The organism is Agrobacterium vaccinii (assembly GCF_021310995.1).
Classification (GTDB): Bacteria; Pseudomonadota; Alphaproteobacteria; order Rhizobiales; family Rhizobiaceae; genus Agrobacterium; species Agrobacterium vaccinii.
Window position 1 is genome coordinate 2,733,709 of sequence record NZ_CP054150.1, and the last position, 14,108, is coordinate 2,747,816.

General features: G+C 57.6%; 12 protein-coding genes. 9 read left to right on the forward strand and 3 right to left on the reverse strand.

Features of this window, described 5'->3' with window-relative positions; genetic code table 11:
* Position 1 precedes the first annotated feature (1 nt).
* From HRR99_RS13395 to HRR99_RS13415, 5 genes are all read left to right on the forward strand, one after another.
* Entirely contained in the window at positions 2-1,000 is a 999-nt protein-coding gene (locus HRR99_RS13395) for an ABC transporter permease (RefSeq protein ID WP_111840394.1), read from the forward strand.
* Positions 997-2,172: an ABC transporter permease gene (locus HRR99_RS13400; protein WP_233122077.1), complete on the forward strand. Its 1,176-nt coding sequence runs from the start codon at positions 997-999 to the stop codon at positions 2,170-2,172. Before HRR99_RS13395 ends, HRR99_RS13400 begins: the two co-directional genes overlap by 4 nt.
* Positions 2,173-2,242: 70 nt before the next feature.
* Entirely contained in the window at positions 2,243-3,451 is a 1,209-nt protein-coding gene (locus HRR99_RS13405; RefSeq protein ID WP_233122078.1) for a glycosyltransferase family protein, read from the forward strand.
* A gap of 36 nt (positions 3,452-3,487) precedes the next feature.
* Entirely contained in the window at positions 3,488-4,735 is a 1,248-nt protein-coding gene (locus HRR99_RS13410; RefSeq protein WP_233122079.1) for a glycosyltransferase family 4 protein, read from the forward strand.
* Positions 4,717-5,904 carry a glycosyltransferase family protein gene (locus HRR99_RS13415; protein WP_422387272.1) on the forward strand — a complete coding sequence of 396 codons (1,188 nt, stop codon included), beginning with the start codon at positions 4,717-4,719 and terminating at the stop codon, positions 5,902-5,904. Before HRR99_RS13410 ends, HRR99_RS13415 begins: the two co-directional genes overlap by 19 nt.
* Here HRR99_RS13415 and HRR99_RS13420 read toward each other — a convergent pair.
* Positions 5,894-7,120: an FAD-dependent oxidoreductase gene (locus HRR99_RS13420; protein WP_422387273.1), complete on the reverse strand. Its 1,227-nt coding sequence runs from the start codon at positions 7,118-7,120 to the stop codon at positions 5,894-5,896. The genes HRR99_RS13415 and HRR99_RS13420 overlap by 11 nt on opposite strands.
* On the reverse strand, positions 7,117-7,809 hold the full coding sequence (locus HRR99_RS13425; RefSeq protein WP_233122081.1) for a phosphatase PAP2 family protein: 693 nt from the start codon (positions 7,807-7,809) through the stop codon (positions 7,117-7,119). Before HRR99_RS13425 ends, HRR99_RS13420 begins: the two co-directional genes overlap by 4 nt.
* Positions 7,810-8,036: 227 nt before the next feature.
* On the opposite strand from HRR99_RS13425, the gene dxr reads away from it, so the two are divergent.
* Positions 8,037-9,233: a 1-deoxy-D-xylulose-5-phosphate reductoisomerase gene (dxr, locus tag HRR99_RS13430; RefSeq protein WP_233123506.1), complete on the forward strand. Its 1,197-nt coding sequence runs from the start codon at positions 8,037-8,039 to the stop codon at positions 9,231-9,233.
* A gap of 184 nt (positions 9,234-9,417) precedes the next feature.
* On the forward strand, positions 9,418-10,062 hold the full coding sequence (locus tag HRR99_RS13435) for a ZinT family metal-binding protein (RefSeq protein WP_233122082.1): 645 nt from the start codon (positions 9,418-9,420) through the stop codon (positions 10,060-10,062).
* A 72-nt stretch (positions 10,063-10,134) separates the two neighbouring features.
* On the opposite strand, the gene hemA is transcribed toward HRR99_RS13435, so the two are convergent.
* The gene (gene hemA, locus HRR99_RS13440; protein WP_112499086.1) at positions 10,135-11,352 is read right to left on the reverse strand and encodes a 5-aminolevulinate synthase; all 1,218 of its coding nucleotides are present in this window, start codon (positions 11,350-11,352) and stop codon (positions 10,135-10,137) included.
* 372 nt (positions 11,353-11,724) lie between these two features.
* Here hemA and HRR99_RS13445 point away from each other — a divergent pair, with 372 nt between their 5' ends.
* Both HRR99_RS13445 and HRR99_RS13450 read left to right on the forward strand, forming a co-directional pair.
* Positions 11,725-11,976 (forward strand): YMGG-like glycine zipper-containing protein, encoded by a 252-nt coding sequence (locus HRR99_RS13445; RefSeq protein WP_042620082.1) that lies wholly within the window; start codon positions 11,725-11,727, stop codon positions 11,974-11,976.
* A 168-nt stretch (positions 11,977-12,144) separates the two neighbouring features.
* Positions 12,145-14,070, forward strand: coding sequence for an autotransporter assembly complex protein TamA (locus HRR99_RS13450; RefSeq protein WP_233122083.1), 1,926 nt, complete (start codon positions 12,145-12,147; stop codon positions 14,068-14,070).
* Positions 14,071-14,108 lie beyond the last annotated feature (38 nt).

The following is a 14,108-nucleotide window of genomic DNA, read 5'->3' on the forward strand; positions in this document are numbered from 1 at the left end:
CATGCTCAGATATATTCTAGGGCGCCTGCTCGTGATGATCCCGACGCTCATTTTGATCTCGATGCTGGTTTTCACCATCATCGAATTGCCGCCTGGTGACTACTTCGAAAGCTACGTTGCCGAAATGCGGGCAATGGGCGAGACCGCCAACCTTCAGGAAATCGAAGACCTGCGCGTGCGATATGGTTTCGACCAGCCAGCGCCGATCCGGTATTTCCGTTGGGCAACCGGCATGCTGGTGGGCGATTTCGGCTTCTCGTTCGAGTACCAGCTGCCCGTCAACGAAGTGGTGGGCGACCGCCTGTGGCTGACTATGCTGGTGTCTTTCGTCACCATCATCGTGACATGGATCATCGCGTTTCCCATCGGCATCTATTCGGCCACACACAAATACAGCTGGGGCGACTACGGCCTGACGTTCCTCGGCCTGCTGGGCATCGCCATTCCCAACTTCATGCTGGCGCTGATCCTGATGTATTTCGCCAACATCTGGTTCGGCACCTCCATCGGCCACCTGATGGACCGCGAGTATCTGAACCAGGCGATGAGCTGGGCGAAGTTCAAATCCATTCTGGAGCATCTCTGGATACCCGTTCTCATCATCGGCACGGCAGGAACGGCGGGCATGATCCGCCGCTTGCGCGCCAACCTTCTGGACGAGTTGCAGAAGCAATATGTCGTCACCGCCCGCGCAAAGGGTCTCCACCCGTTCAAGGTGCTGACGAAATATCCGCTGCGCATGGCACTGAATTTCTTCATTTCCGACATTGGCTCCATCCTGCCAGCGATCATCTCGGGCGCGGAAATCACCGCTGTCGTCCTGTCACTGGAAACGACCGGCCCGATGTTGATCCGCGCGCTGCAAAGTCAGGACATGTATCTGGCAGGCTCCTTCCTGATGTTCCTCGCATTCCTGACGGTGATCGGCGTGCTTATCTCCGACATTGCCCTTGCCATTCTCGATCCGCGCATCCGCTTTGGAGGTGGTAACATCAAATGACCACGTCCCTTCCAAAGCCTGGCGAAGCCCTGCCGCACTACGTATCGACGGCACCGTTCGATCCCAATCTCGTGGAACCGACGACATCGGGACTCGCTGCCTTCAGCAAGGCATCGCAATTCAAGCTCATGTGGTGGCAGTTTCGTCAGCACAAGCTTGCACTCTATTCCGGTGCGTTCCTGCTGTTCGTTTATCTGTCGATCCTGATCTGCGAGTTTCTGGCGCCCTATAATCTGCACACGCGCAACGTCGAAAACATCTATGCGCCACCGCAGGCGATCCATCTGTTTCACGATGGCCAATTCGTCGGTCCGTTCGTCTACGGACGGTCGATGAGCCTCGACATGGAAAACCTGCGCCGCGTCTATTCGGATGTTCCGACCGATGTGCAGAGGCTGCGTTTCTTCTGCCGTGGCGATGATTACCGTTTCTGGGGCCTGTTCGACAGCAATGTGCATCTGGTCTGCCCGGCACAGGGTGGCGAGATGTATCTTCTGGGAACCGACCGTTTGGGTCGCGATGTCCTGTCCCGCATTATCTACGGCGCACGTATTTCGCTGACGATCGGCCTGCTGGGCGTTGCCATGAGCTTTGTTCTCGGTATCGTGATCGGCGGTCTTGCCGGTTACCGCGGCGGCATCTTCGATCTGATCGTTCAACGCATCATCGAGGTTCTGCAATCGATCCCAAGTATACCGCTCTGGCTGGCGCTGGCCGCCATCATGCCGGTCACGTGGAGCCCGATCCTCGTCTATCTCGGTATCACCATCATTCTGGGTCTTCTGGATTGGACCGGGCTTGCCCGTGCGGTGCGCTCCAAACTGCTTGCGTTGCGCGAGGAAGACTATGTGCTGGCGGCACAACTGATGGGTGCCAGCACGCCGCGCATCATAGGGCGGCACCTTATCCCCGGCTTCATGTCACACCTTATCGCGTCAGCGACATTGACGATACCAGGAATGATTCTGGGCGAGACGGCATTGAGTTTCCTTGGCCTCGGCCTGCGTCCACCGATCACAAGTTGGGGCATTCTGCTCACAGAAGCGAGAAGCGTCAGCGTGATTGCCCTGTATCCATGGCTGCTTTTGCCAACCGTACCTGTGGTACTTGTCATATTGGCCTTTAATTTCTTCGGCGATGGACTACGTGATGCGGCAGACCCTTTCAAATAACCACGGACGATCCATTGATACATCGACCCGCCAAGACGAGCAGCCGCAGCATGGACAAGAGGTGCAACAAGTGAGCACTCGTCTGAACGACGCCCGCATCCTCATGTACAGCCACGATTCCTTCGGGCTTGGCCACCTGCGCAGATGCCGCACCATTGCCCACGCGCTGGTTGAGGATTACCGCGGCCTCAATGTGCTGATCATCTCAGGCGCGACCATTGCCGGAGCATTCGATTACCGCGCCCGGGTCGATTTCGTCAAAATCCCCAGCGTCATCAAGCTGCGAAACGGCGAATATACTTCGCTCGACCGACATATCGATCTTCAGGAAACGCTGAAGATGCGTCGCTCGATCATCTATCACACGGCCGAAAGCTTTCAGCCGGATATCTTCATCGTCGACAAGGAGCCGATGGGTCTGCGCGGCGAGGTGGAAGAAACGCTGACCTATCTGAAGAACAAGGGCACCAAGCTGGTCATTGGCCTCAGGGATGTTATGGATGCGCCCCAGCTTTTGGAAGCCGAGTGGAAGCGCAACGATGTGCTGAGCAAGATCGAACGCTATTACGACCACGTCTGGGTCTATGGCCCGCCCGATTTTCACGATCCGCTTCTCGGTCTCGATGTGCCGCCGAAAGTCCGTGACAAGATGGACTTCGTCGGTTTTCTCCAGCGCTCGAAAACGCAGTCAGAAAACCCGTCACAGCGTGCCGACGGTGATTACATTCTGGTGACGACCGGCGGCGGCGGTGACGGTAGTGAACTGATCGACGATGTGATCAATGCCTATAAGTCCGACCCGGAACTGACGCAGAAGGCGTTGATCGTGCTCGGCCCCTATATGCCGGGCGAGCAGCGCCAGCGCTTCATGCAGAACACCTCCGACATTCCCTATATCGAAATCATCGAATTCGATAACCGCATGGAGGACATCGTTGCCGGCGCGAAAGCTGTCGTTTCCATGGGTGGCTACAACACCGTCTGCGAAATCCTGTCCTTCGACAAACCGGCGCTGATCGTACCGCGCATCGTGCCACGCGAAGAACAATTAATCCGGGCAACCCGCGCTTCGGACCTCGGCCTCTTCGACATGCTATTGCCGGAAGAAGCCGAAAATCCGTTGCGTATGGCGCAGGCGCTCAAGGACCTCCTGAAACGCGCGCCGCCATCGGCCAACGGCAGAAACCTCAAACTCGACGGGTTGGAAAACATTTCCAAACGGATTGCCGAGTGGTTGCAGCCGGATGACGCCCAGACCGCACTGCCCGCCACCGCCTGATTGCCAGTCGCCGAGACTGAGAGAGGCACGCATATCGTGACCGCCAAAAAGAAAATTCTGGTTCTTCTGAAGGGCTATCCACGCCTTTCGGAGACCTTCATCGCACAGGAATTGCTGGGCCTTGAGAAAGCCGGGCTGGAGCTGGAGCTCATCTCCATGCGCCGCCCAACGGACAAGAAACGCCATCCCGTGCATGACGAAATCCGGGCCAGCGTTTCTTATCTGCCTGAATATCTGCACGAAGAGCCCATACGCGTTCTAAAAGCACTCTGGGCCTGCCGGAAAAAACCCGGCTGCGGCAGAGCTCTGCGACAGTTTTTCCATGACCTGCGCCATGACGTGTCGCGCAATCGCTTCCGGCGCTTCGGGCAGGCTGCGGTTCTGGCGCACGAATGGCCTAGTGACGGCGGGTGGCTGCATGTGCATTTCATCCACACACCGGCATCGGTTGCCGCTTACACGCACCTCATCACCGATATTCCCTGGACGATTTCCGCCCACGCGAAAGACATCTGGACATCCAGCGACCGGGATTTGAGCCACAAGCTGGACAGTGCGAAATGGGCCGTCACCTGCACCGCGAGCGGTTTCCGGCACCTGCAAAATCTCGCCGCCGACAAATCCCGTGTGCACCTCAGCTATCACGGTCTCGACCTCACACGGTTTCCGCATTTCGAGGGCCCGCGCGCTGAACGCGATGGCTCCTACGCGTCAGATCCCGTCCGTATTCTGAGCGTCGGGCGAGCGGTGAAGAAAAAGGGCATCGATGTTCTGCTGCGGGCACTGGCCGCGCTGCCCCCTTCCCTTCACTGGCATTTCACGCACATTGGCGGTGGGGACGAGCTCGCGAGGCTGAAGCCTCTTGCCGACGAACTCGGCATTTCCGACCGCGTGGTGTGGACAGGTGCAATGGACCAGAGACAGGTTCTGGACCATTACCGGCAGGCCGATCTATTCGCGCTTGCCTGCCGGATAACCAGCGATGGCGACCGGGACGGATTGCCCAATGTGCTGGTGGAAGCCGCAAGCCAGAACCTAGCGTGCATTTCGACCAATATATCGGGCATTCCCGAATTCTTCGTCGATGGCGAAAACGGCCTTCTGACCGCACCCGACGATCCATCCGCCTTTTCACAGGCGCTGGCGACGGCAATCTCCGATCCCGCCCTGCGCTCGCGGCTGGGTCATGCCGCCGAGCAGCGCGTGCGCACATCGTTCGACCACCGCAACAGCATCACCGAACTGAAGGCACTGTTTGAGCAAGAATGGGAGAAGAGCCCTTGACCGGCAAAAAATCCGCACCGCGTGTCTTCTTCTACGTTCAGCATCTTCTGGGAATAGGCCACATCGCCCGCGCCAGCAGGGTCGCTGCAGCACTCGTGGCCGACGGCTTCGATGTGACCTTGGTGACGGGTGGAACACCGGTGCCCGGATTTCCCGGCGAGGGTATCCGCCATATCGAACTGCCGCCGATTGCGGTCAGCGATGGCAGCTTTTCCGGGCTGGTGGATGCGACCGGACAGCCTGTTGACGATACCTTCAAGGATAACCGCGCCAGCATGCTTCTTGGCGCCTATCAGGGTACACGACCTGACATTGTCATCATCGAAGCCTTTCCCTTTGGCAGACGGCAGGTGCGCTTTGAACTGATGCCCTTGTTGAGCGCCATCGAGTACAGCGCGGAACGACCGCTGGTCATGACGTCGCTTCGGGATATTCTGCAGGAGCGTGCCAAGCCCGGTCGGGACGAAGAGACAATCACCCTCGTCAAGAAACATTTCGATGCCGTTCTTGTGCACGGTGACCCGAAATTCGTGCGGCTGGAAGACACATTCCCGCTTGCTGATAAGATCAGCCAGCGCGTGATCTATACGGGTCTCGTCGCGCCTGCAAAGCCATCCCCGCCACAGGAGCGTTTCGATGTCGTTGTTTCCGCAGGCGGCGGGGCTGTTGGCTCTGCGCTGATCCGCGCGGCACTCGACGCTGCACCCAAAATCGACCGCGTCAAAAGCTGGTGCCTGATCACCGGGCCCAACATGCCTAAGGCTGATTTCGAGGAGATTTCGGCACAGGCTGGCGATGGCGTTTCCATTTTCCGTTTTCGGAAGGATTTTGCCAGCCTGCTATCTGGTGCCCAGCTTTCCATTTCGCAGGCGGGCTACAATACGGTCTGCGATATATTGCAGGCGAAATGCCGCTCGCTGCTCATCCCTTTCGCCGCCGGTGGAGAGACGGAGCAAGGGGCACGCGCATCCCGCCTCGCGAAACTGGGGCTCGCCTACGTTCTGGAAGAGAGCGCAATTTCCCCTGACACGATGGCGCAGTCCATCGATGCCGCCTTGGATTTGCCGGAGCCTGATCGTGTCGATCTCGATTTGGATGGGGCGCAGGGAACGGCGAAAATTCTGCGCCGTCTCTACGACGAACGGGAATTCGACAGGCTTAATATCTGAGCTTCTCGCGCCGCAACCCAAGGCCGATCAAACGACCGGCGAGATGCGCCAGCAGTGGAAAACGCATGATGGCGAGCACGAAAGCAGGCGGCCCCTTGGATCGCTTCGCGTCGGCATGATCCTGCCTGTTGCGGCTGCGCATCATCAATTGCAGACGCTGTATCGCGCGTGTCGGGAACGACCGGCGCTTCTCGATGGCAGCGAGATCGGCATCGGTGATCGACTGACCTGACCCCAGGAGCGGTATGAGCACATTGGCGACCGCTACGGCATCCTGAATGGCCAGATTGACCCCGACGCCACCGATGGGCGACATGGCATGGGCGGCATCTCCGATGCAGATCACACCCGGCTTCCACCATTGCTTCAACCGGTCGATCCGAACCGTCAGCAGGCTCGCATCGTCCCAGCTGCGAATTTCCAGCAGACGATCACGCGGCAGCGGGCACACGTCTGCGACACGTGCGCGGAAGGCTTCCAGCCCTTTTGCCTTCAGATCGGCGAACGTTCCCTTGCGAACCACAAAGCCGCACTGCCAATAATCACCTCGATCAATCAGCACGAAACCCTGCTGGGGGCCTGCATGCCCCATGGTTTCGTTGGGATCACCGGGTTGTTTGGAAAGCCGCATCCACACCACTTCGGTCGCGATACCAAACCGCTGGATTTCCAGTCCGGCCTTATCTCGAATGATGGAATTGCGACCGTCGGCCCCGACAACTAGATCCGCCTCGATGGTCAAGGGGCCCCCTGGCGTCTCGACGCGAAGGCCGGACACTTTGCCTGCCTGCTGCACAAGGTCCATGACGGGTGCATTCATCAGCAGCCGAAAATTATCGAACTGGCCAGCCTTGCCTGCGAGGAAATTGAGGAAATCCCATTGCGGCATGAAGGCTATGAACTTGTGTTTCACCGGCAGCCAGGAAAAGTCGGCTATCGTGATTTTGCGACCAGCAATGTCCGCATGCAGCTTTTCCGCCCGCGTGTGCGGCAGGCTAAGAAATTCCCTGATGAAACCGAGTTGCTCGATGATGTCGAGTGTGGAGGGATGGATCGTATCGCCGCGAAAATCACGCAGGAAATCGCTGTGCTTCTCCACCACCACGACATCGACATTGGCCCGTGCCAGAAGCAGGCCCAGCATCATGCCCGCAGGCCCGCCACCGGCAATCGCAATCGTCGTCTTGATGGTGGTTTCCACAGGCGTCTCTCTCATCGCTTCGAGGGTGGGGCATTTTTCGGATGCGGCCAGCCGCTTTCATCATAGCGGAACAGCCACTCGGACCGGGCGAAAATGAAGGCAAAGGCCATGGCTGTCCAGGTGCCCAGCAAAAGTCCAGCCGCAACATCGCTGGGATAATGCGCCCCGACGATGACACGCGATACGCCGATAACAAGGGCAAGCCCGATAAAGACCACGCGGAAGCGCGGTACCAGCATCAGGAAAGCGCCGAAAAACGACCCGGCAGCGGCAGAATGTCCCGATGGGAAACTCTCATAGAGATTGTCACCGGTAAACGGCGTCAGGCTGTAGGCGCCCATATCCATGAAAAGTTCTGGCCGTGCACGCCCGATCAGAAATTTCAGAAGGTGAACAAGAACGCTTGCAGTGCCGATGGTCAAAAAGAAATACAACAACAACCGCCAGAGGGTCCTGACACGGCTGCCGTAGGACGAAGCGGTGAGAACGCGGGCCGCCACATAGGCGACGATGGCGAGCAGACCGGTGCTGTAGAGCATCCAGCGGAACGTGCCGAAGTCGGTTATGGCTTTGTTGAAACCTACGATGGTGCCTGGGAGGGCCTGGGCCTTTTGTGAAAGAAACGGATCAAGCGGAATGAACACCAGAACCAGAACGAATGTCGCTGCGAAAATCCAGCCGCTGGAAACGAAAAAACGCCGCATGCACAAGTCCTCTGCCTTCATTCATCGCGATCTCGAACCGCTAATGCAAACAGCACTAAAGCACGCCGTTTAACGCTTCGCAGCTTTTTTACGCCCGAACCATCGTAAATCCTTTTTGAACTGCATCGTGACAGCCACATATCATCCCAACCGGCTTTCTCCTTGTTCTGCTCACCTTTCGCGAGTAGACGCTTGGAGAGAAAAATAAGCAAATTCGGATCGACATGATGCAGCAGCCGGAACCGACATCGCCACACAGACTGACCGTGCTCGGTTCCACCGGGTCAATCGGCACCAGCACGGTGGATGTCATAAACCAGCTCGGCGGTCGTGACCGGTTCGAGGTGATGGCGCTCACAGGTGCCGGGAACATAGCGCTTCTGGCAGAGCAGGCGCGTGCGCTGGGTGCCAAGCTTGCCGTCACATCGCAGGACGACAATTATCAGGAACTTCGCGAAGCACTGGCTGGCACCGGCATCGATGTCGCATCCGGCAGAAGCGGTCTGCGGGAAGCCGCCAGCATGAGCGCCGACTGGGTCATGGCGGCCATCGCTGGCACGCCAGGTCTTGAGCCAACGCTGATCGCGGCACAGCGCGGTGCCAATATCGCGCTTGCCAACAAAGAATGCCTCGTTTCGGCAGGCGACGTCTTCATTCGGACCGTTGCGGAGGGCGGCGGCACGCTGATACCGGTCGATAGCGAACACAGCGCCATTTTCCAGTGCCTGGAGCCAGCCAATAAAGCCAATGTCGAGCGGATCGTCCTGACGGCATCAGGTGGCCCGTTTCGGACCTTCAGCCGCGAGCAGATGGCAGGCGTTACCGCCGATATCGCCCGCGCTCACCCCAATTGGTCCATGGGTTTGAAGGTATCCATCGGCAGCGCGTCGATGTTCAACAAGGCGCTGGAAATGATCGAGGCAAAGTATCTGTTCGATCTGAGGCCGGACCAGATCGAGGTCATCATCCATCCGCAATCGATCATCCATTCGATGGTTGCTTACACGGATGGATCGGTCATTGCCCAACTGGGCTGCCCGGATATGCGCACCGCCATTGCCTACGCCCTCACCTATCCGTCCCGCGGCGAGATCGACGTAGAACGGTTGGACTTTGCCAAACTGGCGCGACTGGACTTCGAAGCTCCCGATGAGACCCGCTTCCCCGCGCTTCGACTGGCCAGAACCGCGCTGGAGCGCGGCGGCGCACAGGGTGCCGTGCTGAATGCGGCGGATGAAACCGCTTTTCATGCTTTCGTAGATGGCCGTATAGGCTTTCTGGATATGGCAGATATCGTCGAAACCGTCATGGACAGGATCAATGACGGGCGAAGTGCCGAGACGATCGAGGACGTGCTCGCTGCAGACGCGCAAGCGCGTCAATACGCCGATGACGTCATCCTGCGCATGCAACAAGCCGCCTGACCAAGTCCTTAAACGTCGATTAATCGCTGCTCGGAAGAACGCGCGGTCACGTGTCGTATCTCCGCGCCGATTTTCTTTGAGAACTGCGGGTTGCCTCCATCGGCAATTGGCGCTAGATCATATTTGTAATGTTATTACATGACAATCTCTCATTGAGAGTACACGTGATTTAGGGACTGTTTACATGATCAGAAAAGCTCTCGCTCTTACCCTTGGCTCGATGTTGCTGCTATCGACCGTAGCAACCGCAGAAAACGCCAAACACAGCCACAACCATGACCATTCCAAGGAGTCGAAAGGCATTTACAACGGCTATTTTGACGACGCGCAGATCAAGTCGCGCGACCTCTCGGACTGGGAAGGCGACTGGCAATCCGTCTATCCCTATCTTCTCGACGGATCGCTGGACGCCGTGATGGAACATAAGGCCGAGCATGGTGATAAGACCGCTGCGGAATATCGCGAGGAATACGCGGTTGGTTACAAGACGGATGTGGACCGCATCGTCATCGACGGTGACAAGGTGACCTTCCACCGTGCAGCCAAGACCGCTGCGGCAACCTATGTTTCGGATGGCCACGAAGTGCTGACCTACAAGAAGGGCAATCGCGGCGTTCGCTACGTTTTCAAGAAGAGCAGCGGAGACGATGCGGCACCTCAGTTCATTCAGTTCAGCGACCACACCATCGCACCGACGAAAGCTGGCCATTACCATCTCTACTGGGGAAATGATCGCGGAGAAGTCCTGCGTGAACTCACCAACTGGCCGACCTATTACCCGGCATCCCTCAGCGCGAAACAGATCGTCCAAGAAATGAACGAGCACTAGGTACTGACAGAAAAAAGGTCGCGGCTCGATTAAGCCGCGACCTCCAATAAGGGTCTCAAAGGCACGTTGCTGTTAGGCGACCGCACGCGCCAGAGCGCAACGCGCCCAGAGTTGATGCAGCGCGTCTACCAACTGCGCCATATCGGCATCGCTGTGCAGCGGCGTTGGTGTGATCCGCAGGCGCTCCGTTTTGCGTGGCACCGTAGGATAGTTGATCGGCTGGACGTAGACGCCGTGATCATCCAGCAGGATATCGGATATCCATTTGCATTTGGCCGCATCGCCAACCATGACAGGCACAATGTGGCTTGGATTGTGGATATGCGGGATGCCTGTCTGATCCAGCAAGGTGCGCAGGGTGCGAACACGCTCCTGATGACGCGACCGCTCGAAGGGGCTGGCTTTCAGGTGCTGAATGGACGCGACCGCGCCAGCGGCCAGCGATGGCGGCAATGCCGTGGTGAAGATGAAACCCGAGGCAAAGGAGCGGATGAAGTCGCAGAGCGCTTCCGAAGCGGCGATGTATCCGCCCATGACGCCGATGGCCTTACCCAGGGTGCCCTCGATAATCGTCACACGGTGCATCAGACCTTCGCGCTCAGCAATACCACCGCCGCGTGGACCATACATACCAACCGCATGCACTTCATCGAGGTAGGTCATCGCGCCATATTTGTCGGCGAGATCGCAGATTTCCTTGATCGGCGAGATGTCGCCGTCCATGGAATAGACGGACTCAAAGGCAATCAGCTTCGGTGCAGAAGGATCGGCTGCTTTCAGCTTCGCTTCGAGATCTTCAAGATCGTTATGTTTCCAGATGACCTTTTCGCAACGCCCGTAGCGAATGCCTTCGATCATCGAAGCATGGTTGAGCGCATCGGAGAAAATGATCAGGCCCGGTATCTTCTGACCCAGCGTCCCAAGTGTGGCCCAGTTGGAAATATAACCCGACGTGAAGATCAGCGCCGATTCTTTTCCATGCAGGTCGGCAAGCTCGTGCTCAAGCTGCACATGGTGATGATTGGTGCCAGAGATATTCCGGGTGCCTCCCGCACCCGCGCCACAGTGATCAATCGCCGCTTTCATGGCTTCGATGACCTTCGGGTTCTGGCCCATGCCCAGATAGTCGTTGGAACACCACACGGTCACATCGCGCTTTTCACCTGTTGAAGTGTAGCGGGTCGCGCGCGGGAAATTTCCCTGCTGTCGCTCGAGATCGGCGAATACGCGGTATCGACCTTCCGAATGCAAACCATCCAGTTCAGTCTTGAAATATGCCTCGAAGTCCATTCCATGCTCCAGAATTCTTGCAGGCGTTGTCGGCTCACCTCCCTGAACCGTCAACCCCATCGACGCCATTTCGGAAAAGCTGCGTCAATTCGCCCCTAGTTTTGAACCATTCCAGGAACACCTATAAGATATTTAGCAAACAGCAAAATTGATTCACATCAAACCCGCGGCGAATTGGAACTTTTCCTTTTGAACCACGTTGAGAAGGGCACAATCGATTGGGGCGGGGAGCGCAGCCTGTAAGGGGAGGCTTCCATTAACACACTCGACTTGTTAGATATCTGTTGCGGTCGGAGGTAGCAGTCGCCGCAGATAACCTATGGGACGCCTACCAAGAGCCATAGAGCTCGTATGTAACGTTGGAGAGAGTTCATGAAAAAGGCTATTATTTTTGCCGTCATCGGTTTGACGCTTGCAGGCTGCACGCAGACTGAAAAGGGTGCTTCGATTGGTGCCGTATCCGGTGCCGTTATCGGTGGCGCAGTCACCGGCAACGTCCGCGGCGCAGCCGTTGGCGCAGCCATCGGTGGTGTCGGCGGTGCGCTGATCGGTAACGCTTCCGAGCCAGGCTATTGCTACTACCGCGACCAGTACGGTCAGCGTTACACGGCACGTTGCCGCTAACAGCTCAGTTTTGGTACACGAGAAAGCCCCGGTTCGCCGGGGCTTTTGCGTTTGCGTCGTAAAAAGTGCTTTTCAGGGTGCCATTCTTTCAGTTTATAACTAAGCTGGAATATTAACGGACGGGAAACCGGTGGGGCCGATAATAAATGCTCAACCATAAAGTAGCGTATGCCAAAACGACGGACTGACCCAAAGAAAAGTATTGCGTACTGGAAGGCAGGCACCGCCATGGCGGTAGCGGCAACGATTGCCCTGTACCCGGGTTTCGCCAGCAATGCCTATGCGTTCAAGCTCTTTGGCATCAATTTCTTTGGCTCAGACAAGGATGAGCAACAGGTTCTCGATCCGGTCACGTTCTCGATCACGCTCAACGCGCCTGGCGCAGATACCAAACTCACCGAGAGCCTGACCAATAGCTCGCTTCTGGCGTCAGAACCGGAAAAACCCGCATCAGGAGATCTTGGCCTGCTCATACGGGCGCGTGACGACCGTGAGCGGCTGATCGCTGCGCTCTACGAAAACGCCAGATATGGCGGAACGGTCAAGGTGACGGTTGCCGGGCAGGACATCGATTCCATCCCACCCAATCCGTCCTTCAACCGTTCAGGAACAGTGCCCGTCGTCATCGACGTCGCTCCTGGGCCGTCCTTCACGCTTGGAAATGTCAGGCTCGAAGGTGATGTCGCAGGGCGCGATCTCGAAAAATATGGATTGGTCACCGGCGGCGACGCTGGCTCGCTTGCCATCATCCGCGCCGGCAACAAGCTCATCGATGATCTCAAGGCCGAAGGTCGTCCGCTCGCGGAGTTGACGAAGCGCGAAGCCGTGGCCAATCACGCCACCAACACTGTTGATCTGACACTGTCTGCCGCAGGCGGACCCATCGCCCCCTTGGGTGCAGTGGCCGTCAAGGGTCAGCGCACGGTCGATCAGGACTTCATTCGCCGCTATTCGCGGCTGAACGGCGGCGAGCCCTATTCGCCTGAAAAACTGCGCAAGGCATCGGACCGGCTGCGAAAGCTTGGCGTCTTCTCCAGCATTACCATCAAGGAAGCCAGTGCTCTCGCTCCTAACGGGACGATACCGCTCACAATTGAGGTGTCGGAAGGAAAGCACCGCTATCTCGGCGTCGGTGCGCAATATTCGACGACCGAAGGCATTGGTCTTCAGGGGTATTGGGGCCATCGAAACCTGTTCGGAAAAGCCGAATCCCTTCGCATCGAAGGCGCTGTCTCGCGGCTGGGCGAGGCCTCGAATGTGCAGGATATGGACTATTCCGCCGGGATCATCTTCACGAAGCCCGGCGTCTTCAATCCGGCCACCACCTTTACCGCAAGCCTGAAGGCAAAGACCGAGCATCCCGACACCTATGATGCGCGATCCGTTACCGGATATGGCGGCTTCTCCTACGAATTCAACGATTACGACACCGCGTCTGCCGGACTTGAGGTCGAGTTTACCGATACGGACGATGCCTTCGGCAACAACCAGTACCTAACCACCTCGATCCCGCTGGAATTCGTGCGTGATATGCGTGACGACAAGCTGAACCCGACAGAAGGCTTCCGCGCCTCTGTTTCCGCAAAGCCGAGCTATGAAGCGCTGAACGGTACGTTCTTCTCGTCCTTCGAAGGATCGACCACCGGCTACAAAGGGTTGGGCGCGGACGATCAGGTCGTGCTGGCGGGAAAGATCGCGGGCGGCGTGCTGGTTGGCGCAAGTTCGCTGCAGGACGTTCCAGCCACGAGACGCTTCTATGCGGGCGGCGGCGGATCGGTTCGTGGCTACAGCTATCAGGAAATCTCGCCCTATAATGACGAGGGCAATGCGACCGGCGGACGCTCCTATGTGGTCAGCTCGCTTGAGGCACGCTTCAAGGTGACCGAGACCATCGGCCTCGTTCCCTTCGTCGATGCCGGCGTGGTATCTTCGGATTTGGCGCCCGACTTTTCCGATATCCGCGCCGGTGCGGGCATTGGTCTTCGTTACGCGACACCATTTGGACCCTTGCGTCTTGATGTCGCCATGCCACTCAAAAAATATGAGGGCGGAAGCAGCTTCGGCATTTACGCCGGTATCGGCCAGTCGTTCTGAGGCGCAATGCCTTTCTAGACAACCAGCAGAGTGAATTA